The sequence below is a fragment of the Caulobacter sp. FG7 genome (assembly GCF_057808875.1).
In genome coordinates this window covers 103,223-126,649 of sequence record NZ_JBMDIW010000016.1, presented here as the reverse complement: position 1 = coordinate 126,649, position 23,427 = coordinate 103,223, and the positions used below count along the sequence as shown (strand labels likewise).

At 69.5% G+C, this 23,427-nt stretch carries 27 protein-coding genes; 13 read left to right on the top strand and 14 right to left on the bottom strand.

The genetic code is table 11. The features are described from left to right. Positions 1-158: 158 nt before the first annotated feature. Both obgE and proB read left to right on the top strand, forming a co-directional pair. A complete protein-coding gene (gene obgE, locus ACODR1_RS14890) occupies positions 159-1,223 on the top strand; it encodes a GTPase ObgE (protein ID WP_488881141.1) in 1,065 nt (354 codons plus the stop codon). Next, positions 1,220-2,353 carry a glutamate 5-kinase gene (proB, locus tag ACODR1_RS14885; protein WP_488881140.1) on the top strand — a complete coding sequence of 378 codons (1,134 nt, stop codon included), beginning with the start codon at positions 1,220-1,222 and terminating at the stop codon, positions 2,351-2,353. Before obgE ends, proB begins: the two co-directional genes overlap by 4 nt. A gap of 128 nt (positions 2,354-2,481) precedes the next feature. On the opposite strand, the gene ACODR1_RS14880 is transcribed toward proB, so the two are convergent. From ACODR1_RS14880 to ACODR1_RS14870, 3 genes are read right to left on the bottom strand one after another with little or no spacing between them, the layout of a single operon-like run. Further along, positions 2,482-3,393: an alpha/beta fold hydrolase gene (locus tag ACODR1_RS14880; RefSeq protein WP_488881139.1), complete on the bottom strand. Its 912-nt coding sequence runs from the start codon at positions 3,391-3,393 to the stop codon at positions 2,482-2,484. A 31-nt stretch (positions 3,394-3,424) separates the two neighbouring features. Next, entirely contained in the window at positions 3,425-3,625 is a 201-nt protein-coding gene (locus tag ACODR1_RS14875; protein WP_488881138.1) for a helix-turn-helix transcriptional regulator, read from the bottom strand. After that, the gene (locus tag ACODR1_RS14870) at positions 3,622-4,026 is read right to left on the bottom strand and encodes a hypothetical protein (protein ID WP_101717029.1); all 405 of its coding nucleotides are present in this window, start codon (positions 4,024-4,026) and stop codon (positions 3,622-3,624) included. Before ACODR1_RS14870 ends, ACODR1_RS14875 begins: the two co-directional genes overlap by 4 nt. A gap of 189 nt (positions 4,027-4,215) precedes the next feature. Here ACODR1_RS14870 and ACODR1_RS14865 point away from each other — a divergent pair, with 189 nt between their 5' ends. The 6 genes from ACODR1_RS14865 to ACODR1_RS14840 all read left to right on the top strand — a co-directional run bounded on the left by ACODR1_RS14865 (position 4,216) and on the right by ACODR1_RS14840 (position 9,941). Then, a complete protein-coding gene (locus tag ACODR1_RS14865; RefSeq protein ID WP_488881137.1) occupies positions 4,216-5,490 on the top strand; it encodes a glutamate-5-semialdehyde dehydrogenase in 1,275 nt (424 codons plus the stop codon). Next, a complete protein-coding gene (locus tag ACODR1_RS14860; protein WP_058347737.1) occupies positions 5,456-6,109 on the top strand; it encodes a nicotinate-nucleotide adenylyltransferase in 654 nt (217 codons plus the stop codon). The genes ACODR1_RS14865 and ACODR1_RS14860 overlap by 35 nt, the downstream gene beginning before the upstream one ends. 96 nt (positions 6,110-6,205) lie before the next feature. Continuing rightward, positions 6,206-6,646, top strand: coding sequence for a ribosome silencing factor (gene rsfS / locus ACODR1_RS14855; RefSeq protein WP_165262651.1), 441 nt, complete (start codon positions 6,206-6,208; stop codon positions 6,644-6,646). 155 nt (positions 6,647-6,801) lie between these two features. Further along, positions 6,802-7,266, top strand: coding sequence for a 23S rRNA (pseudouridine(1915)-N(3))-methyltransferase RlmH (rlmH, locus tag ACODR1_RS14850; protein WP_488881136.1), 465 nt, complete (start codon positions 6,802-6,804; stop codon positions 7,264-7,266). Positions 7,267-7,361: 95 nt separating this feature from the next. After that, positions 7,362-8,408 carry a murein hydrolase activator EnvC family protein gene (locus ACODR1_RS14845; RefSeq protein ID WP_488881135.1) on the top strand — a complete coding sequence of 349 codons (1,047 nt, stop codon included), beginning with the start codon at positions 7,362-7,364 and terminating at the stop codon, positions 8,406-8,408. A gap of 141 nt (positions 8,409-8,549) precedes the next feature. Further along, on the top strand, positions 8,550-9,941 hold the full coding sequence (locus ACODR1_RS14840; protein ID WP_488881134.1) for a S41 family peptidase: 1,392 nt from the start codon (positions 8,550-8,552) through the stop codon (positions 9,939-9,941). Positions 9,942-10,194: 253 nt separating this feature from the next. On the opposite strand, the gene ACODR1_RS14835 is transcribed toward ACODR1_RS14840, so the two are convergent. Further along, the gene (locus ACODR1_RS14835) at positions 10,195-10,344 is read right to left on the bottom strand and encodes a hypothetical protein (protein WP_488881133.1); all 150 of its coding nucleotides are present in this window, start codon (positions 10,342-10,344) and stop codon (positions 10,195-10,197) included. A 199-nt stretch (positions 10,345-10,543) separates the two neighbouring features. Between ACODR1_RS14835 and ACODR1_RS14830 the strand changes: the two genes are divergently transcribed. Genes ACODR1_RS14830 through ACODR1_RS14815 form a run of 4 tightly spaced genes read left to right on the top strand, consistent with a single transcriptional unit; the run spans position 10,544 to position 14,485 of the window. Beyond that, the gene (locus ACODR1_RS14830) at positions 10,544-11,722 is read left to right on the top strand and encodes a divergent polysaccharide deacetylase family protein (protein WP_488881132.1); all 1,179 of its coding nucleotides are present in this window, start codon (positions 10,544-10,546) and stop codon (positions 11,720-11,722) included. Continuing rightward, positions 11,719-12,210: an RNA pyrophosphohydrolase gene (locus ACODR1_RS14825; RefSeq protein WP_488881131.1), complete on the top strand. Its 492-nt coding sequence runs from the start codon at positions 11,719-11,721 to the stop codon at positions 12,208-12,210. Before ACODR1_RS14830 ends, ACODR1_RS14825 begins: the two co-directional genes overlap by 4 nt. A 50-nt stretch (positions 12,211-12,260) precedes the next feature. After that, positions 12,261-13,679, top strand: a complete 1,419-nt coding sequence (locus ACODR1_RS14820; protein ID WP_488881130.1) for an alpha/beta hydrolase — start codon at positions 12,261-12,263, stop codon at positions 13,677-13,679. A 56-nt stretch (positions 13,680-13,735) separates the two neighbouring features. Beyond that, a complete protein-coding gene (locus ACODR1_RS14815) occupies positions 13,736-14,485 on the top strand; it encodes an alpha/beta fold hydrolase (protein ID WP_488881129.1) in 750 nt (249 codons plus the stop codon). 206 nt (positions 14,486-14,691) lie between these two features. On the opposite strand, the gene ACODR1_RS14810 is transcribed toward ACODR1_RS14815, so the two are convergent. From ACODR1_RS14810 to ACODR1_RS14765, 10 genes are all read right to left on the bottom strand, one after another. Beyond that, entirely contained in the window at positions 14,692-15,378 is a 687-nt protein-coding gene (locus ACODR1_RS14810; protein WP_101717018.1) for a hypothetical protein, read from the bottom strand. A 317-nt stretch (positions 15,379-15,695) separates the two neighbouring features. Beyond that, positions 15,696-15,959, bottom strand: a complete 264-nt coding sequence (locus tag ACODR1_RS14805) for an ATP synthase F1 subunit epsilon (RefSeq protein ID WP_101712786.1) — start codon at positions 15,957-15,959, stop codon at positions 15,696-15,698. Further along, positions 15,959-16,210 (bottom strand): hypothetical protein, encoded by a 252-nt coding sequence (locus ACODR1_RS14800; protein ID WP_488881128.1) that lies wholly within the window; start codon positions 16,208-16,210, stop codon positions 15,959-15,961. Before ACODR1_RS14800 ends, ACODR1_RS14805 begins: the two co-directional genes overlap by 1 nt. After that, positions 16,210-17,811, bottom strand: coding sequence for a F0F1 ATP synthase subunit beta (gene atpD, locus ACODR1_RS14795; RefSeq protein WP_488881127.1), 1,602 nt, complete (start codon positions 17,809-17,811; stop codon positions 16,210-16,212). Before atpD ends, ACODR1_RS14800 begins: the two co-directional genes overlap by 1 nt. A gap of 52 nt (positions 17,812-17,863) precedes the next feature. Then, complete coding sequence (locus tag ACODR1_RS14790; RefSeq protein WP_488881126.1) at positions 17,864-18,742, bottom strand: F0F1 ATP synthase subunit gamma; 879 nt, start codon at positions 18,740-18,742, stop codon at positions 17,864-17,866. Between the two features lie 35 nt (positions 18,743-18,777). After that, on the bottom strand, positions 18,778-20,310 hold the full coding sequence (atpA, locus tag ACODR1_RS14785) for a F0F1 ATP synthase subunit alpha (RefSeq protein ID WP_488881125.1): 1,533 nt from the start codon (positions 20,308-20,310) through the stop codon (positions 18,778-18,780). Positions 20,311-20,371: 61 nt separating this feature from the next. Continuing rightward, positions 20,372-20,926 (bottom strand): F0F1 ATP synthase subunit delta, encoded by a 555-nt coding sequence (locus tag ACODR1_RS14780; protein ID WP_488881124.1) that lies wholly within the window; start codon positions 20,924-20,926, stop codon positions 20,372-20,374. 218 nt (positions 20,927-21,144) lie between these two features. After that, positions 21,145-21,375 (bottom strand): hotdog family protein, encoded by a 231-nt coding sequence (locus ACODR1_RS14775; RefSeq protein WP_488881123.1) that lies wholly within the window; start codon positions 21,373-21,375, stop codon positions 21,145-21,147. 150 nt (positions 21,376-21,525) lie between these two features. Then, on the bottom strand, positions 21,526-21,846 hold the full coding sequence (locus ACODR1_RS14770) for a DUF8200 family protein (RefSeq protein ID WP_488881122.1): 321 nt from the start codon (positions 21,844-21,846) through the stop codon (positions 21,526-21,528). A 227-nt stretch (positions 21,847-22,073) separates the two neighbouring features. Then, positions 22,074-22,499 carry a hypothetical protein gene (locus ACODR1_RS14765; protein ID WP_488881121.1) on the bottom strand — a complete coding sequence of 142 codons (426 nt, stop codon included), beginning with the start codon at positions 22,497-22,499 and terminating at the stop codon, positions 22,074-22,076. 144 nt (positions 22,500-22,643) lie between these two features. On the opposite strand from ACODR1_RS14765, the gene ACODR1_RS14760 reads away from it, so the two are divergent. Then, positions 22,644-23,291 (top strand): LemA family protein, encoded by a 648-nt coding sequence (locus tag ACODR1_RS14760; RefSeq protein WP_488881120.1) that lies wholly within the window; start codon positions 22,644-22,646, stop codon positions 23,289-23,291. Positions 23,292-23,427: the final 136 nt, after the last annotated feature.

The window sequence follows — 23,427 nt, the reverse complement described above, 5'->3', positions numbered from 1 at the left end:
CACTGCGTGTTTAACATTTCGTCACGACGCCGAACAGCGTTCAAGGCAGCGCTTGTTTGTCGCAATATCGACACGGGCGGCGCTTGGTCGCGCGTTCCACAGGTTGCGACAGGTCCATTTTGCTCGACGCGAAACCCGTGTTGGGACAAAAGACGCCCATGAAATTCCTGGATCAATGCAAGATCTTCATCCGCTCCGGAAACGGCGGCGGCGGGTCGGTGTCTTTCCGACGCGAGAAGTATATCGAATACGGCGGCCCCGACGGCGGGGACGGCGGTCGCGGCGGCGACATCTGGATCGAGGCCGTCGAAGGCCTCAACACCCTGATCGACTATCGCTACCAGCAGCACTTCAAGGCCGGCACCGGCGTGCACGGCATGGGCCGCCAGCGCCATGGCGCGGCCGGCGACGACATCGTCCTGAAGGTCCCGGTCGGCACCGAGGTGCTGGAAGAGGACAAGGAGACCCTGATCGTCGACCTCGACGAGCCGGGCATGCGCGTGCTGCTGGCCAAGGGCGGCAACGGCGGCTGGGGCAACCTGCATTTCAAGGGTCCGGTGAACCAGGCCCCGATGTGGGCCAATCCCGGCCAAGAAGGCGAGGAGCGCTGGCTGTGGCTGCGCCTCAAGCTGATCGCCGACGTCGGCCTCGTCGGCCTGCCCAACGCCGGCAAGTCGACCTTCCTGGCGGCAGCCAGCGCCGCCAAGCCGAAGATCGCCGACTATCCCTTCACCACCCTGACCCCGAACCTGGGCGTCGTGGACCTGTCGACCAGTGAGCGTTTCGTGCTGGCCGACATCCCCGGCCTGATCGAGGGCGCGTCGGAAGGCGCAGGCCTGGGCACCCGGTTCCTGGGCCACGTCGAGCGTTCGGCCACTCTGATCCACCTGGTGGACGCCACCCAGGACGACATCGTCGGCGCCTGGACCACCATCCGCGGCGAGCTCGAGGCCTATGGCGACGAGCTGGGCGACAAGTCCGAGATCCTGGCGCTGAACAAGATCGACGCCCTGGACGACGAGACCCGCGCGGCCAAGCAGGCCGAGCTGGAAGCGGTGGCCGGCGTCAAGCCGCTGCTGATCTCCGGCGTGTCGGGCGAAGGGGTCACCGAACTCCTGCGCGCGGCCTATCGCCAGGTGCGCGTACGCCGCGGCGACGCGGTGGCCGAGATCGAGGAGGACGAGGACCACATCGAGGAGACGCCGGGGGGCTGGCAGCCGTGAACCTGGGGGTCGGGGGACCTCTGGGCCAGGCCCGGAGGATCGTGTTCAAGGTCGGCTCGGCCCTGCTGGTCGACGCCGCCACCGGCGCGGCCAACCGGGCGTGGCTGGAGGCGTTCTGCGCCGACGCCGCGGCCCTGCGTGCGGCCGGCAAGCAGGTGGTCGTGGTCTCGTCCGGCGCGGGGGCGCTGGGACGGCGACGCCTGGGCCTGTCGGGCCGCAAGATCACCCTGCCGGAAAAGCAGGCCGCGGCCGCCGCCGGCCAGAGCCTGCTGATGCGGGCCTGGGAAGAGGCGTTCGAGCCGCACGGCGTCGGCGTCGCCCAGATCCTGATGACCCGCGACGACACCGAGACCCGCCGCCGCTGGCTGAACGCCCGCGCCACGGTCGAGACCCTGCTGTCGCTGGGCGTGGTTCCCGTCGTCAACGAGAACGACACGGTGGCCACCGAAGAGATCCGCTACGGCGACAACGATCGCCTGGCCGCCCGCGTGGGCCAGCTGGCGGGCGCCGACCTCCTGGTGCTGCTGTCGGATATCGACGGCCTCTACACCGCAGACCCGCGCCGCGACCCGGGCGCCACCCACATTCCGCGCGTTTCCGAGATCACCCCGGCGATCGCCGCCATGGCCGAGGGCGCCAACGCCGCCGCCGGGGTCGGCACCGGCGGCATGGCCACCAAGATCGCCGCCGCCCGCATCGCCCGGGCCGCCGGCTGCGCCACCCTGATCACCCTTGGTTCGCGCCCGCGTCCGCTGGCCGCCATCGAGGAGGGCGCGCCCGCCACCCTGATCGAGGCCGCCGCCTCGCCCGCCGCCGCCTACAAGGCCTGGATCGCCGGCTCGCTGGCCCCGCAGGGCTGGGTGACGGTCGACGCCGGCGCCGCGGCCGCCCTGAAGACCGGCAAGAGCCTGCTGTCGGCCGGGGTGCGCGCCGTCGAGGGCCCGTTCGAAAAGGGCGACGCCGTCCGCGTCCGCGACGAGACCGGCCGCGAGGTCGCCCGCGGCCTGGTGCGCTACGACAGCGCCGACGCCTTGCGGATCGCCGGCCTGCGCAGCGACGCCATCGAGGCCGAACTCGGCTTCACCGAAGGCCCGATGATCCACGCGGATGATCTGGCGGTGAACAGCTGATCCGTGCCTGAGCCCTCCCCCTTGATGGGGGAGGGTTGGGTGGGGGTGGTTAGGGCATTGGCGGCTGAACCGCCGCATCACCCCCATCCCCAGCCCTTCCCCCATCAAGGGGGAAGGGAGCAGTCCGGCTACTTCAGAAACCCGTCCACCGCCTTGGCGAAGGCTTCCGGCTGGTCGGCCATGATGAAGTGGCGGCTGCCCTCGACCCGCACCAGCTTCACGCCGGGCAGGGCGTCGTACTCGCGCATCCACAGCGCCCCGACCACGGCCGGCGGCAGCGCACCCTCGGCGTCGACGGCGTAGAGGGCGGTGACCGGCGTCTTCATGGCCGCCAGGCCCGGACGAGCGTCCAGCGTCATTACTTCGGAGATCGCCTTGGCCACGGCCTTGCGATCGGAGGCCAGCGACCAGGCGACGATGGCCTCCTGCATGGCCCGGGTCTTCGACAGGCCCTTGGCGGCGGCCGCCTGCTGGGCGGCGAAGGCCTCGGGGCTGGCCGACAGGATCCCGGCGGCCATGCGGTCGGCGAAGGGCCTGGCGCTGGCGCTCGTCGCGGTCGGGCCGAACATGGCGCTGTAGAACGGCAGGCTGTCGACGGTCATCACCCGGCCCACGAGACCGGGATGGCGCTGGGCCAGCAGCAGCCCCGACAGGCCGCCCATCGAGTGGCCGATCACCGCCGGCTGCTTGAGGCCGGCCGAGCGGATGTAGGCCGCCAGGGCCTCGACCGCCGGGTCGACGAATGGACCCTCGCCGCCGGTCCAGGGCTGGCCGGCGAACCCCGACAGCTGCACCAGGTGCACGCGGTGCGCAGCCTTCAGCCGGTCGGCCAGCGGCCGGAACGCCTCGCGCGAGGAGGCCAGGCCGGGAACCAGGATCACGTCCGGCCCCTGTCCAACGACCTCGACCGTCAGGCGGTCGTTCACGGCTGCGGGCTGCGCCCTGGCGACGGAAACGGCGATCCCGAGGCCCAGCAAGGCGGTCAGGACGATGATGCAGGCGCGCACGACCGCGCGGCCGCCGAGGAAGGCGAGCGACATGGGGGGGTCTCCTAGCTTTCAGGGAACGTCTTCAGCGGACGTGCGGGTTTTCGAAAATCTCTTCGATCGGCCGCTCGAAGATGGCGGCGATCCGATAGGCGAGGTCGAGGGAGGGATCGTGCTTCTCGGTCTCCAGGGCGTTGACCGCCTGGCGCGAGACGCCCAGGGCCTGGCCCATCTGCTCCTGGGTCCAGCCGCGCTCGACCCGCAGCAGCTTCAGGCGGTTCTTCATCGCGTGCTCCGGATGAAGGGCGAGACCACGCCGAACACCGCCCAGAACAGCGGATATATCAGCCAGCCCGGCAGATGCGGCGCGTGGGCGTAGCTTTCGCCGAAGCCCCAGACCGAGAACAGGGCCATGGCCACGCCCGAGGCGATGATGAACTGCTTGGCGACCAGGGCGCGGACGAATTCGTCGGACTCGGCCATCAGGGCCAGAGTCGCCCAGATCTGCCCGACCACCGGGGCCGACACCACCAGGGCCAGCGCCCAGGCCGCCACCGGCGTCCTGATGTCGTCGAAGGCCCCGAAGATCGCGCCGGTGTTGACCAGCACGTAGGGGATCATGAACGCCATGGTGCGGATCACGTAGCGCTTGTGCGCCGAGGTCTGGAACTTTCCGATCGCCAGCATGGCTCGCCTCCCGTTGATGTAAGGCAAACCTGACACGGGCAAAATGTCATGTCAACCTGACATTATGTCGGGAGTTCCTGACATCCCATTCAAGCTTTCTCGGACCGTCGCCAGCAATTGGCCATTTCCCCGAGGGAGCAAAAAGCCTAGGTAAGCCTCAATCTGAGCATATCCGGGGACGGACGAGCCATGGACGACGCGGCCGGGGGCCTGCAGGCGACGATGAGAGCGATGGGCCAGGCGGCCCGCGAAGGCGCGCGCGCGCTTCGCCTCGCCACGCCAGCCCAGCGCACCGCCGCCCTCGTCGCCATCGCCGCCGCCATCCGCGCCGAGGCCCCGGCCATCCTGGCCGCCAACGCCCGCGACCTCGAAAAGGCCGGCGCCAACGGCCTGACCCCGCCGATGATCGAGCGGCTGATGCTCAATGAAGCCCGCCTGGAAGGCGTGGCCGCCGGCGTCGAGGCCGTGGCCGCCATTCCCGATCCTCTCGGCGTGGAGACGGCTCGCTGGCAGCGTCCCAACGGCCTGGACATCGCCCGCGTGCGCACGCCGATCGGCGTCATCGCCATGATCTACGAAAGCCGTCCCAACGTGACGGCCGACGCCGCGGCCCTGACCCTGCGCTCGGGCAACGCCGTGATCCTGCGTGGCGGGTCGGAGTGCATCGAGTCCAACCTCGCCATCCACGCCGCCGTGCTGAAGGGCCTGGCCGCCGCCGGCCTGCCGCACGAGGTGGTGCAGATGGTGCGCACCACCGATCGCGCCGCCGTCGGCGCGATCCTGTCGGGCCTGGACCGGTCGATCGACCTGATCATCCCGCGCGGCGGCAAGAGCCTGGTCGCCCGCGTCCAGGCCGAGGCCCGCGCCCCGGTGCTGGGCCACCTGGAAGGCCTCAACCACGTCTTCGTGCACGCCGCCGCCGACCTGAAGAAGGCCGCCGACATCGTGCTGAACGCCAAGATGCGCCGGGTGTCGGTGTGCGGCTCGGCCGAGACCCTGCTGATCGACCGCGCCGCGGCCGGCAAGCTGCTGCCGCCGATCGCCGACGTGCTGATCAAGGCCGGCTGCGAGATCCGCGGCGACGCGGCCGCCCGCGCCATCGAGCCCGAACTCAAGGCCGCAACGATCGAGGACTGGACCACCGAGTACCTGGCCCCGATCATCGCCGTGGCCGTGGTCGACGGCGTCGAGGGCGCGGCCCAGCACATCGCGACCTACGGCTCGGGCCACACCGACGCCATCGTCACCGAGGACGCGGCGACGGCCGAGGCGTTCATCGCCAAGGTCGACAGCGCCATCGTGCTGGTCAACGCCTCCACCCAGTTCGCCGATGGCGGCGAGTTCGGCTTCGGGGCCGAAATCGGCATCGCCACCGACAAGCTTCATGCCCGCGGCCCGGTCGGGGCCGAGCAACTGACGACGTTCAAGTATGTGGTTCGCGGGACCGGCCAGACTCGTCCCTGAGGCCGGCCGCCCCAGCGCCCATCGCCTCGGCTTCCACCTGGAGCCGGGCATGCGCGTCGGGCTGTTCGGCGGCAGCTTCAACCCGGCGCACGAGGGCCACGCCCACGTGGCCGAGACGGCCCTGCATCGCCTGAACCTCGACAAGGTGATCTGGCTGGTCTCGCCGCAGAACCCGCTGAAGTCGTCGCGCGAGACGCGGCCGCTGGCCGAGCGCATGGACGAGGCCCGCCGCTGGGCCCGCGGTTCGTCCATGATCGTCTCCGACGCCGAGACGCGGCTGGGCTCGCAATACACGATCGACACCCTGCGGGTGCTGAAGGCCCGCTTCCCGGGCGTGAAGTTCGTCTGGGTGATGGGCGCCGACAGCCTGGCCACCTTCCATCGCTGGCGCGGCTGGACCCAGATCATGCGCGAGGTCCCCGTGGCCGTGGTCTCGCGCCCCTGGGCGGCGCTCAAGGCCCGCAGCTCGCCCGCCGCCCGCCGCTTCGCCTTCGCCCGCCGCCCGGCCAGCGCCGCGGCGACCATCGCCGACGCCGACGTCCCGGCCTGGGTCTACCTGACCGGCCCGCTGAACTTCGCCTCGTCCACGGCCCTGCGGGCCCGCCAGACCAAGGGCTGAGCCCGCCCGAATCCGCCTGCGACCACGATCCCCCTCACGTTTCGAGTCTTTCCATGCTATGAGGGGCTTTGCGCGAAGCCAATAAGGAGCATTCCGCTGCGTAGCGACCCCGCGCCGACGGCGCACGAGGGACCGGCTGGTGCCGAATCCTCGACTGAAAATCCGACGCTCAGTACGGACCTGAACATCAAGGCGCTGGAGCGCCTGATCCTGGACCGCCTCGACGACGACAAGGCCCAGGACATCGTCCACATCGACCTGACGGACAAGAGCTCCGTGGCCGACAGCCTGATCGTGGCTTCGGGCCGCTCGCATCGTCACGTCGGCGCTCTCGCCGACCACGTGCTGCGCGCGCTGAAGGATCATGGCCTGGGCAAGGCCCGGGTCGAAGGCCTGCCGCACTGCGACTGGGTGCTGATCGACGCCGGCGACGTCGTCGTCCACCTGTTCCGCCCCGAAGTGCGCAGCTTCTACAACATCGAGAAGATCTGGGCCGTCGACGCCCCGCACCGGATGCCGGCGGCTTCGTCGAACTGATCTCTCGCGCCTAGCGACCTTATCCCCTCGGGACGCGCCCCGCGCGGCCCGCCCGAGGGCAAGCTTTACAAGCTCAGGATGAGGTCTATGGACGCTCTTGAAACCCTCACCCCGAGCCTGTCGAAGGGCGAGGGTTTCAACGCACCTTTCCCAAAATGAAGATCACCATCCTCACCGTCGGGAAGCTCGGCCGCATGGTCGAGGCGCAGCTGGCCCTGGACTACGCGTCCCGCGCCACCGCGTCCGGCCGCGCCCTGGCGCTCGGTCCCGTCGAGATCCTCGAGGTCGAGGCCCGCAAGCCCGGCAAGGCCGCCGAGGCCGAGGTGCTGCGCCCGCACCTGGAAGGCGCCTACGTCGTCGCCTGCGACGAGCACGGCAAGGTCCACACCTCGCGCGCCTTCGCCGGACGGCTGGAGCGCCTGCGCGACGACGGCCAGCGCAGGATCGTGTTCCTGATCGGCGGCGCCGACGGGCTGGATCCGTCGATCCTTGGCCAGGCAAACGAACTCCTGGCCTTCGGCCCCCAGACCTGGCCCCACGCCCTGGCCCGCGCCATGCTGGCCGAACAGATCTACCGCGCCGCCACCATCCTGGCGGGCTCGCCCTATCACCGCGATTGAGACGGCGCGAAAGACACGCTCACGCTCCCATGGGGAGAGGGGCTTGTCTGTTGCGCCCTTTGAAACCGCTGCGCCCTCAGGCAGATAGGGATTCGATGCCCCGTCGCCCCGCGATCCTCGCCGTCAGCGCCTGCGCCCTGCTCCTCGCCGGAGCGGGGGCCGTCGTCGCGCAGCAGGTCGGCGACCAGCGCACCCGCGACCTGCAGCAGGCCGCCGACACCCGCCGCGAGATCGAGGACCTGCGGGCCGAGCTTTCCCGGCTGAACCAGCAGCAGGTCTCGGCCGGGGCCGATGTCGACGTCAAGCGCGCCCGGCTGGAGACCCTGCACCGGCGGGAGTCGGCGCTGATCGGCGAGCTCGGCCGCGACCGGGGCCAGCTGGCCCGGCTGCTCAGCGCCCTGCAGCTCTTCCGCCGCAACCCGCCGCCGGCCCTGCTGGTCAATCCCGGCGACGCGCGCGACGCGGTGCGGGCGGCGATCCTGATCCGGGCCATGACGCCCGACCTGCAGGCCCGCGCCGACGCCTACGCCCGCCAGGCCCGCGCCGTCGGGGCCCTGCGCCGCGAGGCGGCCGCCGCCTCCGAGCAGCTGTTCACCGCCGAAAGCGCCATGGCCGACCGCCGCGGCGAGCTGGAGCGGATGATCGTCGAGAAGACCCAGCTGGAACGGGCCTACGCCCAGGACGCCATCACCGCCGACCAGGAGCGCCAGACCCTGGGCGCCCTGACCGACGGGCTGGCGACCGGCGGCGCCACCGGGCCGCTGGCCCTGCGGGTTCCGGCGCCCGGCGAGGTGATCCGCCGCTGGGGCGACGCCCTGCCCGTGGGCGGCAAGGCCGAGGGCCTGTCGATCCGCACAGCCAAGGGCCAGAACGTCGGCAGCCCCGCCGCCGGCGTGGTGGAATACGCCGGCCCTCTGAACGGCTGGGACATGGTGGTGATCGTCCGCGCCCAGGGCGCCTACCATCTGGTCATGGCCGGCATGGCCGACGTTTCGGTGGCGCCCGGACAATCAGTCGCAGCCGGCGCCAGCCTCGGACGCATGACGGACCGTGGACCTTTGGAGCCGGAGCTCTATCTTGAGGTGCGTGAAAACGGCGTTCCGGCCGATCCGGGGCGCTGGCTGAAGCAGGAGTCGCGGTAGACGACTTTTTCAGCAATGATGGGCGTTCATCATGACGCGGCCCGCGTCGGGGATGGACGGGGCCGGAGTATAAGAGGCGGCGTTCGCGCCGCTTGAGTATCGAACGCGGCGTCCGCGCCGCCAGGGAGCCATTCTGGCCTTATGCGCAAGTACCTGCTCATCGGTGTTTCGGCCTTTGTCCTCGGCGCGGGGACCATGGCCTATGTCAGCCCCATCGCCCAAGCGACCATCCCCTCGCAGAAGGCCAAGACCTACAAGCTGCTCGAACTGTTCGGCGACGTGCTCGCCACCGTCGAGGACCAGTACGTCACCGAAGTCGACGACAAGAAGCTGATCGAGGCGGCCCTGGACGGCATGCTGACCAGCCTCGACCCGCACTCGGGCTACCTGTCGCCCGACAGCTTCGAGGACATGCAGGACACCACTCGCGGCGAATACGGCGGCCTCGGCATCGAGGTCACCAGCGAGGAAGGCGTGGTCAAGGTCATCTCGCCGATGGACGGCACGCCCGCCGCCCGGGCCGGCGTCCAGGCCGGCGACTACATCACGGCCGTCAACGGCCAGTCGGTTCTTGGCCTGACGGTCAACGAGGCCGTCAAGCAGATGCGCGGCCCCGCCGGCGAGACGGTGGCCATCACCATCGCCCGCGAGAAGTCCGACCCGATCGAACTGAAGCTGGTGCGCGAGGTCATCAAGCCCAAGGCCGCCATCGCCCGCATGGAAGGCGACTACGGCTATGTGCGCCTGCCCGGCTTCAACGAGAAGTCGACCGACGCCCTGGCCGCGTCCATCAAGGACCTGCAGGCCAAGAACCCGCACATGAAGGGCCTGGTCTTCGACCTGCGCAACAATCCGGGCGGCCTGCTCGACCAGGCGCGCGGCGTCGCCGACCTCTTCCTGGAGGGCGGCGAGGTCGTCAGCCAGCGCGGCCGCAATCCGCGCGACATCCAGCGCCTGAACGCCACCCCCGGCGATATCCTGAACGGCCTGCCGATGGTGGTGCTGATCAACCAGGGCTCGGCCTCGGCCGCCGAAATCGTCGCCGGCGCCCTGCAGGACCGCCACCGCGCCGAACTGGTGGGCATCACCAGCTTCGGCAAGGGCTCGGTGCAGACCGTTATCCCGCTGCGCGGCGGCGCCGACGGCGCGCTGAAGCTGACCACGGCCCGCTACTTCACCCCGTCGGGCCGCTCGATCCAGAAGACCGGCATCGAACCCGACCTGGAAGTGGCCCAGACCAAGGACCAGGCCCAGGACATCGCCAACCGCGTGTGGTTCAGCGAGGCCAGCTTCAAGAACGCGCTCAACGCCGACGAGGGCAAGACCCGCAAGGGCGCCCACATCCCGGCCGAGGCGCCGCCCGCCGGCTTCGACGAGAAGAAGGACGACTTCCAGCTGTCGCGGGCCCTGGCCGTGCTGAAGGCCGGCTCGGTCGAGGCCGTGCCCAAGCTGCCCAAGCCGCAGCCGAAGATCGCCGAGGTCACCGCCAAGGCCGCGGCCGCCGGCGGCAAGCCCCCGGTCGAGAAGAAGTAAGGGCTTTCGAGCTCCGGAAAACGAGCCGCCCGTCGAAAGATGGGCGGCTTTTTCTTTGGGACCTCTCCCGCTGTTTCCAAACCTCTCCCAAAGGGAGAGGGAGGGGCCCATGCGCAGCATGGGAGGGTGAGGGGTTAGGGACCTTTCCGGATAGGGCTGTGACCGAAGGGTGATGGGACCGCAAGCGGTTTACCCCCTCACCCTCCCCCGCCTTCGGCGCGGGCCCCTCCCTCTCCCCATGGGAGAGGTTTTTCTAGGCCATCCCCATCGCAACGGCCGCGATCACCACCACGGCCAGGCCCAAGGCCAGCCCCGCACCGGCCCGCAGCACTGCGGCCAGGCACACGGCGCGGCCTTCGGCGCGCGAAAGATCGGTGAAGCAGGCGAACTCGGTCAGGCTCATGGCGAGGTCTCCTCACGAGAAGCTTGCGCCCGAGGATCGGCCGGCGGGAAGGCCTCGCCACTGCTTTTGCGGCCAACCTCGCCTGGCGGTCATTTCCGCGCCGTGCTTCGCTGAGAAAAGCAGCGATCCGCCATTTCGCCGCAGGTTTGGGCGAACCCTGTTAACCATATCTTGGAAGCTTGCCCGCTAAGCCCATCCCATGGCCGCCGTGTTCTCCCGCAAGCCCGCCTACACCGCCGCCGCGCCCGAGTCCGCCGACGGCGGCGACCTGCGCGCGCGCCTGATGGCGGCCGCGGCCAATCCCTATATCGGCGCCAGCGGCGCGGCCTTCCTGTTCCTGCTCAGCCTGGCCGTGCTGGTGCTGGTCACCGGCGACCCCAAGGCCGGCGCCCCGGTGATCCGCCTGTCGCTGTCGGAGATCGGCGCCACCAAGGGCGCGCCCGACGGCTGGCGCGAGGCCCTGGGCGCCGAAGGCGCCGACGAAGCCCCGCTGCTGCCCGGCCAGATGGACCTGTCGACCCAGCCCTTCGCCCGCCAGGCCTCCACCGAAGAATCCGCCGAAGCCTTCACCGACCTGGCGGCTGCGCCGGTGCAGTCGGGCGGCGCCCTGGTCCAGGCCCCGCTGCCCGGCCTGTCGACTCCCGGCCCCGGCGGCGGCCCGCTGCCGGTGATCGCGCCCGACGGCCGCACCGTCGCCGAAGCCTATGCCCGCCCGTTCACGCCCGACGGCCGCCCGCGCGTGGCCCTGGTGATCGGCGGCCTGGGCCTCAACGCCCAGACCACCCGCGCCGCCATCGAGACCCTGCCGCCCGAGGTCACCCTGTCGTTCGCCCCCTATGCCGAGGGCCTGCAGGGCTGGATCGACCTGGCCCGCTCGCACGGGCACGAGGTGCTGCTCGAGACGCCGATGGAGCCCAACGACTATCCGGCCAACGATCCGGGCCCCTACACCCTGATCGCCGCCAACCGGCCCGACGAGACGGTGCGCAAGCTGGAATGGCTGATGTCGCGCGCCACCGGCTATTTCGGCCTGACCAACTATCTGGGCTCGAAGTTCCTGGCCTCCGACCCGGCCATGGCCACCTTCACCACGGCCCTGAAGGCCCGGGGCCTGGCCTTCGTCGACGACGGCGCGGCCGCCCGCCGCGGCGGCCCGATCCCCCGCGCTTCGGCCGAGCGCGGCATCGACGACGACCTGTCGGCCGAGGCCATCGAGGGCCAGCTGCGGGCCCTGGAAGCGGGCGCCAGCGCCCGCGGCCAGTCGCTGGGCGTGGGCTTCGCCTATCCGGTGACCATCAGCCAGGTGCGCAACTGGGCCGGCGGCCTCAATGCGCGGGGCGTGCAACTGGCGCCGGCTTCGGCTATCGCCAAGCGATGACCGCGCAACCCGACCTGTCGCTCTACCGCCCGAACGTGGGCGTCGCCCTCTTCCACCCCACCGACGGCCGCGTCTGGCTGGGCATGCGCCACAAGCAGGAGCCGCCCTACAACTGGCAGCTGCCGCAGGGCGGGGTCGACGAAGGCGAGGACCTGGAAGCCGCCGCCCGTCGCGAACTCTATGAAGAGACCGGCGTGAAGTCGGCGCTGCTGCTGGGCCGCACCGACGGCTGGCTGACCTACGACTATCCGGCCGACTTCATGGGGACCAAGCGCGCCCGTGGATACCTGGGCCAGAAGCAGGTTTGGTTCGCCTTCCGCTTCACCGGCGACGAGGCCGAGATCGACCTGGCGGCCCACGGCGACATCGAGTTCGAAGACTGGCGCTGGGGCGCTCTCGACGAAACGCCCGAACTGATCGTACCCTTCAAGCGCGGCGTCTACGAACTGATGGTCGCCGCTTTCTCGGGGTTCGCGCGCATCGCCTGACACCGAAGGCTCAGCGCGCCATGCCTCAACGGGGTTTGGGAGGCGCGGGTTTGAGCAGAACCATCCTGATGATCCATGGCTACGGCATGACCGGCGACAGCTGGGAGCCCGTGGCCGAGACCTTCCGCAAGGCGGGCTACGCGGTCGAGACGCCGACCATCCGGCCCGCCCTGCGCACGGCCGGGCCGCCCGCGCCTGACCTGGCCGGCCTGTCGCTGGCCGACTACGTGGCCGAGCTCAGCGCCGCGGCGGCCGTGACCGCCGCCCGCGACGGCGTCAAGCCGATCGTCTTCGGCCACTCGATGGGCGGACTGATCGCCCAGAAGCTGGCCGAGAGCGGCCTGACCTCGGGGATCGTGCTGTTCGCCCCGGCCTCGCCGGCCGACGCGCGCGGCAAGCCCAAGCTGTCGCCGCTGATCACCTTCCTCAACGCCGTGCTGACCCAGGGCGGCGCGCCCAAGCCGGTGAAGATGTGGAAGACCGGCTTCAAGTTCGGCGTCGTCAACGCCGTGCCGCCCGCCCGCCACGACGCGCTCTACGCCAAGGCCGTCTACGACTCCGGCCGGGTGCTGCAGGACCTGGCCTATCCGGATCGCGATCCCTCGCGCACCGTGCACGTGGACGCCGCCAAGGTAAGCGTGCCGGTTCTGGTGCTGGCCGGGGCCAAGGACCGCACCACGCCGGTCGAGGACGTCCGCCTGGTCGGCCGCAAGTACGCCGGCGCCGACTACCGCGAGTATCCCGATCACGCCCACTGGCTGATCGACGAACCGGGTAGCGACGTCCTGCTGGCCGCGGTGCAGTCGTGGCTGTCGGAAAAGGGCCTGGGTCCGGCCTCGGCCGCGCCGCCCAAGCCCAAGGCAGAACCCGCGCCGGAGCCGGCCAAGCCCGAGCCGCAGACCACGCCCGCCGCCGAACCAGCCGCTGTCGCCGCCCCAACGCCCAAGCCTCGCGCGCCGGCCAAGGCCAAGACCCCGAACAAGGCCAAGGCCGTGGTCGCCGAACCGGCCGCCAAGCCGCCGGCGAAGGTCGCGCCGAAGCCGAAGGCCGCGTCCAGGACGCCAGCCAAGGCCAAGGCGGCGCCGGCTGCCGAAGTCCCGCCGGCGTCGGCCGAAAAGCCGGCGAAGGCCGCCCCCAAGGCAAAGGCGGCCGCCAAGCCGCAGGCCGCCCCGGAATCGGCCAAGCCGGCCGCGAAGGCCCCGGCCAAGGCCAAGGCGCCTCCCAAGCCGAAACCGGCCGTGACGGCGGAAGCCGCCAAGACGGCGACAAAGCCCAAGCCTGCGGCCAAGCCCCCGGCAACGCCCAAGGCCGCACCCGCCAAGCCGACGGCGACAAAGATGCCCAATGTCGTCAATCCGGAGCTGACGAAGGCGACGAAAGCCCCGGCCAAACCGAAAGCGGCCGCAAAATCCAAGGCTGCGACAACGACGCCCGCCAAAACTTCGCCACGCGGCAAGAAGAGCGTGTAGGCTTCTTTGAAACGCTCGTATCAGTCACACGGGCGGGGTTGACCTAAGAGGCGGGCGTGAAGGCTCCGGTGATCATGGTCCACGGCGCCTTCTGCGGCGGCTGGACGTTCGACAGTTTCCGAGAGCCGTTCGAGGCCGCCGGCCACAAGGTGCTCACCCCCGACCTGCCGGGACGCGGTCCCGGCGGCTCGGTCGTCGGCCTGTCGATGAGCGACTACGCCCGCGACATCGCCCGCCTGGTCCGCTCGTGCGAGCGGCCGCCGGTCCTGATCGGCCACTCCATGGGCGGCCTGGTGGCGCAGCTGGCCGCCGGCCGCGCGCCGGTGGAGCGCCTGATCCTGCTGGCCCCCTCCCCGCCCTGGGGCGTGCATGGGGCGAGCCTGGAGGAGGCGGTCTCGGCCGTCAGCCTCTATGCGCTGGGTCCCTACTGGCTGCAGGCCATCGCCCCCGACTACGGCGTGGTGCGCCGCTACAGCCTCGACCGCCTGCCGCGCGACAAGCGCCGCGCCCTCTACGCCCGCATGACCTCGGAAAGCGGCCGGGCGCTGTGGGAGACGCTGAACTGGTGGCTGGATCCGTTCATGACCACCAGCCCCGGTCCGGTGAAGGCTCCGGTGCTGGCCATCGCCGGCGGCCAGGACGTCGTCCACCCGCCCGCCACCGTCCGCCAGACCGCCGCCCGCCTGGGCGGGGTGTTCCACGAATTCCCCGAGATGAGCCACTGGCTGCCGGGCGAGCCGGGCTGGGAAGCCGTGGCCGCGCTGTGCCTGGACTTCATCGCGGCGGAGGATCGGGCGGCGGCGTAAGCGCGAAGATCCTCCCCCTGAAGGGAGATGTGTCGCGGGGCGACGGAGGGGGATGTGGCCTGTGAGCCAGCACCGCCTCGACGTCAGCAGAAACTTCCCCCTCCGCCCCTTCGGGCCACCTCCCCCTTTGGGGGAGGATCAAAACAAAAAGGCGCGGAGGTCACCCTCCGCGCCTTTCGCGTTTCAGCTCAACGAGCCTCAGCCCATCACTGGGTGGTGTAGAGGATCTGGGCCTGTTCGAAGTTCTTGCCGACCGAGCTGTCGTCGAGCTTCTTGATGCGGACGTAGACGAGGCCGGCCTTGCCGCCCGCGGCGTTGTTGTCCCAGGTCACGGTCAGGCGCTTGACGTCGGTGACCAGCTGGTCGTTGCGGATCAGCTTCAGCTGCGGGCTGTTTTCCCAGGTCGCCCAGTCGTGCAGGGCGGTGGCCAGGTGCTGGGCCTGGTCCGGGCCCTGGGCGTGCTGGACGTTCAGGGTGCAGACGTTCTTGTTCGAACCCGGGTTGTCGAGGACGATCTGGTAGGGCTTGCCCAGGTCCAGCGTCCACAGGTCGCGCTTCTTCTTGAAGCCCGCGGCCTTGGCCAGGGCGTTGAAGTCGCCGCCGACCACGGCCGGCTTGCAGATGGTGTCGAGGACGCTGAGGATCTTCACCGAGACCGGATCGGTCGGCGGCGGCGGACGCACCGCTTCCGGAGCGGCCGCGGCGGCGGCGGCCTCCGGGGTGCCGGCGGCGGGCGCCGGAACGACGGGCGTGGCTTGATCGGCAGGCGCGGCCTGATCAACGGGCGCGGCGGCCGGGGCGGGAGCCGGGGCGGCGGCGGGAGCGGGTTGCTCCTGGGCGACGGCGGTCGAAACGACGCCGAGGGCGATCAGGCTGGCGAGCGCAAGGCGCATAGGTCGGATATCCCCTAGAGACTTGGAGGTCGGCATTAAAACCGACAAGCGTTCCCTCGCAACCCTTATGGTGGCCGATTACGGCGGGGATGGGGTCACAAACGTAATTTTTTCGATCCTCCCCCTCTGGGGGAGGTGTCGGCGAAGCCGACGGAGGGGGGAGTGTCTGATAAGTCCACGCCTCGCCGGCTGCTGAAAACGTCCCCCCTCCGGCCCTTCGGGCCACCTCCCCCAGAGGGGGAGGATCGCCGAAAACGAAAAACGCCCCCGCTGTTTCCAGCGAGGGCGCTTTCGAACTCTTCGGAAGGAGGCGGCTCTTACGAGGCCACTTCCACCGCGTGCTCGGCCAGGATCGTGAAGCCGTCCGGACCCACGTCGGCGAAACCGCCCTGGATGTCGAACAGCTTGACGGTCGAGCCGTCGCGCACCGTCACCCGACCCTCGCGCAGCGTGGTCATGAACGGGGCGTGGTTCGGCAGCACGCCGAAATCGCCTTCCGTGCCCGGAGCGTCGACCTGGTCGACGTCGGCCGAGAACAGTTCGCGCTCGGGCGCGACGAGAGAGAAGTGCAGCTTGGCCATCAGTCGTAGGTCTCCACGGCGCCCAGGGCCGCTTCGATGTCTTCGTCGGTCTGGATCTCGGTGCCGCAGAACGGACAGAAGCGGATGGTGGCCAGGACCGTGCCCGTCTCACCATCGGCTTCCCGTTGACCCAGGTTCAACAGGATCAGGCCGCTGTCGTGCTCGATGAGGGAGGCCTCGGCGTCCGAAGACACCGCATCCTCCAGCTCCTCGCAGCAGAAGTGGGCCAGATCGCCGTCTTCCTCGTGCATCAGACTTCCGCCGCCATCTTCTCGGCCTTGGCCACGGCTTCCTCGATCGGGCCGACCATGTAGAAGGCGCCTTCCGGCAGGTGGTCGTACTCGCCGTCCACGATGCCCTTGAACGAGCGGATGGTGTCCTTCAGCTGGACGAAGGCGCCCGGCGTGTTGGTGAACTGCTCGGCCACGTGGAACGGCTGCGACAGGAAGCGCGAGATCTTACGGGCGCGAGCGACCGTCAGCTTGTCCTCTTCCGACAGCTCGTCCATGCCCAGGATGGCGATGATGTCCTTCAGGGCCTTGTATTGCTGGAGCACTTCCTGGACGCGGCGAGCGACCGTGTAGTGCTCTTCGCCGATGACCAGCGGGTCCATGATCCGCGAGGTCGAGTCCAGCGGATCGACGGCCGGGAAGATGGCCTGGGCGGCGATGTCGCGCGACAGAACGGTGGTGGCGTCCAAGTGGGCGAACGAAGCGGCCGGGGCCGGGTCGGTAAGGTCGTCGGCGGGAACGTAGATGGCCTGGACCGAGGTGATCGAACCCTTGTTGGTCGAGGTGATGCGCTCCTGCAGGTTGCCCATCTCGGTGGCCAGGGTGGGCTGGTAGCCCACGGCCGAGGGGATGCGGCCCAGCAGAGCCGACACTTCGGCGCCGGCCTGGGTGAAGCGGAAGATGTTGTCGACGAACAGCAGCACGTCCTTGCCTTCTTCGTCACGGAAGTATTCCGCGATCGACAGGCCGGTCAGGGCGACGCGGGCGCGGGCGCCCGGGGGTTCGTTCATCTGGCCGTAGACCAGGGCGCAGCGCGAGCCTTCGGTCGAGCCGTTGTTGGCCTTCGGGTCGACGTTGACGTTCGACTCGATCATCTCGTGATAGAGGTCGTTGCCTTCGCGGGTGCGTTCGCCCACGCCGGCCAGAACCGAGTAACCGCCGTAAGCCTTGGCGATGTTGTTGATCAGTTCCTGCATCGTCACGGTCTTGCCGACGCCGGCGCCGCCGAACAGGCCGATCTTGCCGCCCTTGGTGTAGGGGCACATCAGGTCGATGACCTTGATGCCGGTGACGAGCACTTCAGCCGTGTTGGTCTGTTCGGCGAAGCTCGGGGCGTCGCGGTGGATCGGGCGCGACAGGTCCGACTGGATCGGGCCCTGCTCGTCGATCGGCTCGCCGATGACGTTCATGATGCGGCCCAGGGTGCCGGGGCCGACCGGAACGCGGATGGCTTCGCCGGTGTCGCGCACGGGCTGGCCGCGGACGAGACCTTCGGTGGCGTCCATGGCGATGGCGCGGACGGTGTTCTGGCCCAGGTGCTGGGCGACTTCGAACACCAGGCGCTGGCCGGTGGCGGTGTTGGTCGTCTCGACGGCGTTCAGGATCGCCGGCAGGGCGCCGGTGAACTCGATGTCGACGACGGCGCCGATGATCTGCACCAGCTTGCCGGTGGCTTCACCGGCGACGGGGGCGGCGGCCTTCGGAGCAGCGGCCTTCTTGGCGGCCGGAGCCTTGGGAGCAGCAGCGGCCGGAGCGGCGGCGGCCTTCGTGGCGACGGGCTTCTTGGCGGCGGCCGGCTTTTCGGCGGCGGCTTCGGGAGCCTTAGCAGGGGTCTTGGCCATGGCGTGCGGGTCTTTCGTGCGTCTCTGCGTGCGTTTTTGGCGTTAGGCTAGATCAGACGGCTTCGGCGCCGGAGATGATCTCGATCAGCTCCTTGGTGATCTGAGCCTGGCGGGAACGGTTGTATTCGAGGGTGTAGCGCTTGATCATGTCGCCCGCGTTCCGCGTGGCGTTGTCCATCGCCGTCATCTGGCTGGCGTAGAAGCCGGCCATGTTGTCGAGCAGGGCCGACAGGATCTGGACCGTCAGGTTGCGCGGCAACAGGGTCTCGAGAATGGCCTCTTCCGAGGGCTCGTACTCATAGACCGCGGCCGGACCCGACGCGATTTCGGCGCCGCCCTCGACAACCGCCGGGATCAGCTGCAGCGCGGTCGGAACCTGCTGCACCACCGACCGGAAGCGGCTGTAGAACAGCGTGACCACGTCGATGTCGCCGGCTTCGTAGAGCTTGGTGACGACGTCGGCGATCGGCTGGGCGACCGACAGGGTGACCTGGCGGTAGGCCGACAGGTCGAAGTTGTCGACCACCTTGTCGCCGTAGGGGCGCTTCAGCTGGGCGGTCACCTTCTTGCCGACGCAGACGATCTTCACGTCCTTGCCCTGGGCGATCAGCCCGTCGATGTGGGCGCGAGCCGCGCGCACGATCGACGAGGTGAAGCCGCCGGCCAGACCACGGTCCGCAGCGGCCACCACCACTAGGTGACGGTCGTCGCGGCCGGTGCCGGCCAGCAGCGCCGGAGCACCGTCGCCCGACACGCCGGTCGCGAGGTTGGCGATGACGCTGGCCAGACGCCGGGCGTATGGACGGGCGGCTTCCGCCGCGTCCTGGCTCCGGCGCAGCTTGGCAGCCGCCACCATCTGCATCGCCTTCGTGATCTTTTGCGTCGCTTTGACGCTCGAGATCCGATTGCGCATTTCCTTCAAGCTGGCCATTCGGCGCTACTCTCTCCGAGCGGTTCCGAGGGGGCTTAGGCGAAGGTCGACGAGAAGGCCTCGAGCGCGCTCTTCAGCGACGCTTCCAGGTCCTTGTCGAGGGCCTTCTTGGTGGCGATGCCGGTCAGCAGGTCCTGATGGGCGCTGTGCAGGCGGGCCAGGAACTCGGTCTCGAAGCGACGCACCGACGAGGTCGGGATCTTGTCGAGATAGCCGCGGGTGCCGGCGTAGATCACGCAGACCTGCTCTTCGACCGACAGCGGCGCGTATTGCGGCTGCTTCAGCAGCTCGGTCAGGCGCTCGCCGCGAGCCAGCATCTTCTGGGTCGAGGCGTCGAGGTCCGAACCGAACTTCGCAAAGGCGGCCATTTCGCGATACTGGGCCAGTTCGCCCTTAATCGGACCGGCGACCTGCTTCATGGCCTTGATCTGGGCCGACGAACCGACGCGCGACACCGAGATGCCGACGTTCACGGCCGGGCGGATGCCCTGGTAGAACAGGTCGGTTTCCAGGAAGATCTGGCCGTCGGTGATCGAGATCACGTTGGTCGGGATGTAGGCCGACACGTCGTTGGCCTGGGTTTCGATGATCGGCAGAGCCGTCAGCGAGCCCGAACCGTTGTCTTCGTTCAGCTTCGCGGCGCGTTCCAGCAGGCGCGAGTGCAGGTAGAAGACGTCGCCCGGATAGGCTTCGCGGCCCGGCGGGCGGCGCAGCAGCAGCGACATCTGACGGTAGGCGACGGCCTGCTTGGACAGGTCGTCATAGATGATCAGGCCGTGCAGGCCGTTGTCGCGGAACCACTCGCCCATGGCGCAGCCGGCGAACGGGGCCAGGTACTGCAGCGGGGCCGGCTCCGAGGCCGAGGCCACGACGACGATGGTGTATTCCAGGGCGCCGTGCTCTTCCAGGGTCTTGACGATCTGGGCGACGGTCGAGCGCTTCTGGCCGATGGCGACGTAGACGCAGTAGAGCTTGGCGCTCTCGTCCTTGCCGGCGTTGGCGGCCTTCTGGTTCAGGATGGTGTCGATGGCGACGGCGGTCTTGCCGGTCTGACGGTCGCCGATGATCAGCTCGCGCTGGCCGCGGCCGACCGGGATCAGGGTGTCGATCGACTTCAGGCCGGTCTGCACGGGCTCGTGCACCGACTTGCGCGGGATGATGCCCGGGGCCTTCACGTCGACGCGGCGACGCTCGGTGTATTGGATCGGGCCCTTGCCGTCGATCGGCTCGCCCAGCGGGTTGACGACGCGGCCCAGCAGGCCCTTGCCGACCGGCACGTCGACGATCTCGCCGAGGCGGCGGACTTCGTCGCCTTCCTTGATCTCGGCGTCAGCGCCGAAGATCACGGCGCCGACGTTGTCGCGCTCGAGGTTCAGGGCCATGCCCTTCACGCCGGCCTTCGGGAACTCGACCATTTCACCGGCTTGGACGTTGTCCAGGCCGTAGATGCGGGCGATGCCGTCACCGACCGACAGGACCTGGCCGACGTCCGAAACGGCGGCTTCCTCGCCGAAGTTGGCGATCTGCGACTTGAGGATGGCCGAGATTTCGGCGGCGCGGATATCCATGGCTGGGTCGGGCTCTTTCTTGAGGCTCTCTGCGTACGTACGTTTTTGCGCGGTTATACGCTTAGGCGCGCTTGAGGGCGAATTTCAGGGAGTCGAGCTTCGAGCGAACCGAAGCGTCGAACAGTCGGGAACCGACACGCACCTTGACGCCGCCCAGAATGGACGGGTCGACGCGGGTCGAGATTTCGGGGGTCTGGCCGAGCGCGCTCGACACGGCGGCCGTGACGGCCTTCAGCTGGGCGGCGCTCAGCGGGGCGGCCGAGGTGACCTCGGCGGCGACCACGCCGCGGTGATTGGCCGACAGGGCCACGAAGGCGTTGATCGCGCCGACCAGTTCGGCCGAGCGGCCGTTGGTGGCGATCAGGCCCAGGAACTTGGCGGTCAGGATGTCGAAACCGGCCTTCACGGCGACGGCGGTCAGGCCCTTGGCCTTGTCCTCGGCCGAGAACGCGGGCGAGTCGATCAGACGACGCAGGTCGGCGCTTTCGGCGACCAGACCCTTGAGGGTCTTCAGGTCGCTCTCGACCTTCGCCAGGTTGCCGCCTTCGATCGTCAGTTCGAACAGGGACTGCGCATAACGCTGACCCGCATCCGTCGCCTTGGTTTCTTCCGCCACTTGTTCCGCCCGGTGTGCGTTGCAATCGCCGCGGAAGAGAAGCTCCCCCCTCTCCCCGGCTTAAAGACTTGTTAGCGCTTGAGAAAAGCGCACGGGCGGCCCGCGCTTTCACGCTGCCCTTCCCGAAGCCCGGCGCCTGATAACACGGGGTGTTCGCAGTCGCAACCAAGCCGAGGTGATCGTGTTCGGCCAAGTTCGCGAAAAAATGTGTTTATCCGTCAGACGTTGACGCGGCGGAATACGCCCGAGGCCGCACCGGCCAGGATCCCGTCGGCGGTGCGGGCCTCGGCCTGGGCGAACACCAGGCTGCGGGTGGCCCGCTCGATCCAGCCGCGCGCCGAAACCGCGCCGGCCCCGGCATAGTCGATGGTCAGCGAAACGGGCGCGGCGTCCGCGCCAGCGGCCTGGCGCAGGGCGTCTTCGAGCTGGACGGTCAGCGGCTGGGTCATGGCGATATCTAATCCTTGCGCGGACGAAGACGTAAAGGCGGGGCAAAGAAAAAGGGCGGCGGAAGCGCTCCGCCGCCCTGTCAGGCGAATGGTCGAGGAAACAGCCAGAGAAGGGAAAGCCTCTGGGTACGCCTTACTAGAAAAGAGAGATCAGGCGGCCTTGGCCGAGGCGTTGCAGCGCTCCAGCTCCTCGGCGGCCAGGGCCTTGGCGTCGCCGCCGAAGGCCGACACCCGGCCGGCCTCCTTCGCCAGCGCCTTGCACGAGGCGACGCTGAGGGCCCGCGACGGGGCCGAGGTGGCGACGCAGGCCGCATCCTCGCAGACGAAGACGGCGCCGCCGGCGACGATCTTGGTCTTGGCTAGGACGGGCTTTTCGAGAGTGACCGCCAGGCGGCCATCGGCCAGGGCGGGGGCCGCGACGAGCGCGGAAACGGACAGGGCGGCGACAGCCGCCAGGGCGCGGAGCTTCATGGACAAAGCCCTCCAGCTTCGGGGATGATGGAAAGATCGATGATCGCGGCGTAAGCTCTACTGGCCGCTCGGCCGCGTGGGATGTGGACGCCGGTATCCCCACCAGCGTCGCGCGACCGAACTAAGCACTGCTTAGATATCAGCGTTCAGAAATCGCGCAAGCCGGTTTTTGTTCGCGTGCGCATATTTTATCGAAACTGGGATTTTCGGGCCTGGAACAAGCGCCCTCAGAGCCCGAGGATGGAGTCGATCCGGCTCTCGGCCTTTGCGTGGATGGCGCGGTCCTGGACCATGCCTTCCATGCGGGCATAGCGGCCGTCCTTGCCGGCCTTGCGGCGCAGGCCGTCGGCGGTGACCACCACCGGCGGGCGGCGGGCGTCGGTCAGGCCGCCCAGCAGGGCGGCGAACACCGCCCCGACGGCGGCGGCCAGCACCGGCCCGGCGAAGTCGATGGCGCTTTCGCCGAAGATGGCGTGCAGCTGGACCAGCAGGTGCTCGCGATTGACCTGCTGCGACAGGATCTGCAGCGACCAGGCGGCCACGCCCTGCACGGCCCCGGCCGCGACCACGGCGATGACCACCCCCACGAAGCGGGGGCGCCAGAAGAGCCCGAGCAAGGCTCCGACCAGGGCGAAGGCGACCATCAGGACCATGGCGGCGATCCTGCGCCTGTCTCCTCAAGAGGAAGTTAAGCCGCTGATGGACGCGAGTTAATCCGATACGCGGATGACGAGAGCCGGAGACGGGGCCATATAAATGCGATCGGCGGCCGCCAGCCGCCTTACGAGGGAGCCTTCATGTCGCAGCTGCGTTCGCCGGCCCGCCTGGCCCTTGCCTCCGCCGCCCTGGCCGTGACCCTGGCCGGCTGCGGGATCAACACCATCCCCACCCAGGACGAGAAGACCAAGGCCGCCTGGGCCGAGGTGCAGAACCAGTACCAGCGTCGCTCTGACCTGATCCCCAACCTGGTGGCCACCGTGAAAGGCTACGCCGCCCAGGAGAAGGACGTCCTGACCTCGGTGACCCAGGCCCGCGCCAGCGCCACCCAGGTCAAGGTCGACGCCTCGACCATCACCGACCCGGCCGCCTTCCAGAAGTACGCCGCCGCCCAGGACCAGCTGACCGGCGTGCTGGGCCGGCTGATGGTGATCCAGGAGCAGTACCCGGACCTGAAGTCGAACCAGAACTTCCTGGCCCTGCAGAGCCAGCTGGAGGGCACCGAGAACCGCATCACCATCGCGCGGCGCGACTACAACGAGACCGCGCGGGTCTACAACACGAGCCTGCGCACCTTCCCGACCATCCTCTGGGCCAAGACCGTCTATGGCGGCCAGAAGCCAGCCGTGCTGTTCGAGGCCTCGGCCGCAGCCCAGGCCGCTCCGACCGTCAGCTTCGACGCCCCGGCCGCGCCCGCCGCCCCGTCCCAGCCGGCCCCGGCGCACTAGGGTGACGGCTGTCGCGGCCTTGCACCTCCCCCGTGCAACGGGGGAGGTGGCGCGGCGCCATCGGCGCGGTGACGGAGGGGGCGAGGGACGGAGCGCCGTGCGCGCCGCCGCCCCCTCCACCGCTTCGCGGTCCCCC

Coding starts and splice junctions, on each gene's coding strand:
- ACODR1_RS14870 (WP_101717029.1), bottom strand. CDS start 4,026: ATGCTGGCGATCGGAAAGTTCCAGACCTCGGCGCACAAGCGCTACGTG.
- ACODR1_RS14860 (WP_058347737.1), top strand. CDS start 5,456: ATGTGGTTCGCGGGACCGGCCAGACTCGTCCCTGAGGCCGGCCGCCCC.
- ACODR1_RS14845 (WP_488881135.1), top strand. CDS start 7,362: ATGCCCCGTCGCCCCGCGATCCTCGCCGTCAGCGCCTGCGCCCTGCTC.
- atpD (WP_488881127.1), bottom strand. CDS start 17,811: ATGGCCAAGACCCCTGCTAAGGCTCCCGAAGCCGCCGCCGAAAAGCCG.
- ACODR1_RS14880 (WP_488881139.1), bottom strand. CDS start 3,393: ATGTCGCTCGCCTTCCTCGGCGGCCGCGCGGTCGTGCGCGCCTGCATC.
- ACODR1_RS14775 (WP_488881123.1), bottom strand. CDS start 21,375: ATGACCCAGCCGCTGACCGTCCAGCTCGAAGACGCCCTGCGCCAGGCC.
- ACODR1_RS14770 (WP_488881122.1), bottom strand. CDS start 21,846: ATGAAGCTCCGCGCCCTGGCGGCTGTCGCCGCCCTGTCCGTTTCCGCG.
- ACODR1_RS14805 (WP_101712786.1), bottom strand. CDS start 15,959: ATGGCCAAGCTGCACTTCTCTCTCGTCGCGCCCGAGCGCGAACTGTTC.
- ACODR1_RS14810 (WP_101717018.1), bottom strand. CDS start 15,378: ATGCGCCTTGCGCTCGCCAGCCTGATCGCCCTCGGCGTCGTTTCGACC.
- ACODR1_RS14800 (WP_488881128.1), bottom strand. CDS start 16,210: ATGCACGAGGAAGACGGCGATCTGGCCCACTTCTGCTGCGAGGAGCTG.
- ACODR1_RS14835 (WP_488881133.1), bottom strand. CDS start 10,344: ATGAGCCTGACCGAGTTCGCCTGCTTCACCGATCTTTCGCGCGCCGAA.
- ACODR1_RS14825 (WP_488881131.1), top strand. CDS start 11,719: ATGACCGCGCAACCCGACCTGTCGCTCTACCGCCCGAACGTGGGCGTC.
- atpA (WP_488881125.1), bottom strand. CDS start 20,310: ATGGATATCCGCGCCGCCGAAATCTCGGCCATCCTCAAGTCGCAGATC.
- rlmH (WP_488881136.1), top strand. CDS start 6,802: ATGAAGATCACCATCCTCACCGTCGGGAAGCTCGGCCGCATGGTCGAG.
- ACODR1_RS14760 (WP_488881120.1), top strand. CDS start 22,644: ATGTCGCAGCTGCGTTCGCCGGCCCGCCTGGCCCTTGCCTCCGCCGCC.
- ACODR1_RS14865 (WP_488881137.1), top strand. CDS start 4,216: ATGGACGACGCGGCCGGGGGCCTGCAGGCGACGATGAGAGCGATGGGC.
- obgE (WP_488881141.1), top strand. CDS start 159: ATGAAATTCCTGGATCAATGCAAGATCTTCATCCGCTCCGGAAACGGC.
- ACODR1_RS14875 (WP_488881138.1), bottom strand. CDS start 3,625: ATGAAGAACCGCCTGAAGCTGCTGCGGGTCGAGCGCGGCTGGACCCAG.
- ACODR1_RS14790 (WP_488881126.1), bottom strand. CDS start 18,742: ATGGCCAGCTTGAAGGAAATGCGCAATCGGATCTCGAGCGTCAAAGCG.
- ACODR1_RS14765 (WP_488881121.1), bottom strand. CDS start 22,499: ATGGTCCTGATGGTCGCCTTCGCCCTGGTCGGAGCCTTGCTCGGGCTC.
- ACODR1_RS14840 (WP_488881134.1), top strand. CDS start 8,550: ATGCGCAAGTACCTGCTCATCGGTGTTTCGGCCTTTGTCCTCGGCGCG.
- ACODR1_RS14830 (WP_488881132.1), top strand. CDS start 10,544: ATGGCCGCCGTGTTCTCCCGCAAGCCCGCCTACACCGCCGCCGCGCCC.